Below are 1,844 nucleotides of genomic sequence, written 5' to 3'. Positions count from 1 at the left end.
GACAATGAATACGTCAAATCCATCGAGCAAAAATTAACCGATGTTTACGACTTTACGAGCACTCACTTTTACCAAAACGACAAAAAATCAAATCCGACAGAACTCAACGCTCGTCTTTCCGAAGGCGCGTCTTGGCTCTTTTACATGGGGCATGGTTCAGGTTCGTCTTGGCCGAGCATGAACAAGTCGTATTACACGTCCGACGTAAAAGGGATTTTAAATCTCGAAGCCGTAAAACCCGTCATTATCGACGTGGCTTGCATGAATGGCCGCATCACCAGTGGCTACATTGGATCTACGTTTTCAGGTGTTGAAAATGAAAACTCGATGGGTTCTGCCGCTTACTATGGCGGAACTGTGAACATCTCTTGGCATCCTCCAGCCATCATGGCGCGCGGAATTGCCTTTGAACACGCCGCCAAAAACTTCCGCCACCTTGGCGAAGCCCTTCTCGCGGGACAAATGTATCTCGCCGCGAACCTCAGTAGCACGAGCGAAGTGGTTGATAACTTTGAGTGGTACCACCTACAAGGTGACCCCGGAATGTTGATCGCCCAGTAACCGGAAAAGTTACACCGCTCAATTCCAAAATGTAAAAGGCCATAAAACAGACGTTTTATGGCCTTTTTTCTTCTGGGAGTTGAACGACGTACCTTTTCTAGATGCAGGCCTTAAGCTCTTCGCGCAGTTCTGGCAGGAGATCGTTTTTGTGCATGTGATCGTAAAACTCTTCGACCTTCTTTTTGTATTTCGCGGGAGTGATGTCGTCATTGGTGGTGGAGTTGACGATAAGTTCTTCTTCGACATCATCTTTTATTTTCCCCACTTTATCGACGAGATCCGCAACGCCAAGGAATAGGCATTTCGAAATCCGACAGGGAGAGCCGACTTTAGGATTCACCGGCAACGTCGCGTACTTACTTTTAGCAATGGGTTGCGTCAGTAGCGGGCGATAGGCGCTGTTAGTACATGTGTTCGCAGGATCAAACGTCACAAGACCATTTAACACTTGCGCCTCAATCGCAAACCAACGGAGCTCACGGCGAAACTCGTGGAGCCCGTCGCCCTCCTCAAGATAAGTAAAATCAAAGTCGGTCTCGGAAATCTTTTTAAGAGCCTTACTTAAACGACGAATCACAAAACTTTTATCCTCTTCCTCTGAGCCCCAATCGTACTTCGACAGTTTTTCACGATAATACGAAATTTTAGTATCAGTGGCATTTTTTGCGAGCCAGCTTTTGCCTTTAGAGTTTCTCGCGTAAAGCACTTCTCCCAAAGCCGTTAAACCCTCTTGGCGCTTCGCCGTCAGCGATTTGATTTTTTCTAAATTCCCCTTCTTTTTTGCGGCCTCCAACATATCATCCCATTTTTTAAATTCGCCGATCGCATCCTCGAGGTCTTTTGCATCCTCGCGCAACTCTGGAAAGAGTGAAGCTTCGTCTTTGTAAATCTTGGCGAGAGCCTGGAGATTAAAGGCGGCGATGCGACTCAAGTCATCTGTCAGGGCGAGAGCGGCTTCTTCTTTGGGTAGAGAGTCATCCAATGATCGATCGAGAATAATAAACCACTTTTCAAAACGTTCGATGGCGTTTTCGGAGGCGAATGCGGAATTGAAAATAAAAAATAAAACGATGGATAATACAACTTTCATAAGACTCTCCCTTAGAGATCTAAGGGGATGCCACAATTTCCCGTGCGCTTCTAGGTTGAAGATCGCACGCTGTAAATCTTATGTTTCACGTTATATATCTAATTCAAATTGGGCATCGTCGCTCGCTGTCGGTGACGGTTGCACGATTCCTTGCTGTTGGAGCATATATTTAAAAGCCGCCTGCATGCGATTC

General features: G+C 46.4%; 2 protein-coding genes. One reads left to right on the top strand and one right to left on the bottom strand.

Annotated elements, in window-relative coordinates:
- A partial coding sequence (locus K2Q26_12070; GenBank protein ID MBY0316253.1) for a hypothetical protein occupies positions 1 to 561 on the top strand: 561 nt, incomplete at its 5' end.
- 97 nt (positions 562 to 658) lie between these two features.
- On the opposite strand, the gene K2Q26_12065 is transcribed toward K2Q26_12070, so the two are convergent.
- Positions 659 to 1,651: a hypothetical protein gene (locus tag K2Q26_12065; GenBank protein ID MBY0316252.1), complete on the bottom strand. Its 993-nt coding sequence runs from the start codon at positions 1,649 to 1,651 to the stop codon at positions 659 to 661.
- Positions 1,652 to 1,844 lie beyond the last annotated feature (193 nt).

It is taken from the genome of Bdellovibrionales bacterium (assembly GCA_019750295.1).
Classification (GTDB): domain Bacteria; phylum Bdellovibrionota; class Bdellovibrionia; order Bdellovibrionales; family JAGQZY01; genus JAIEOS01.
Note: the sequence above shows the minus strand (reverse complement) of the source record. Positions and strands in the feature narration are given on the sequence as shown.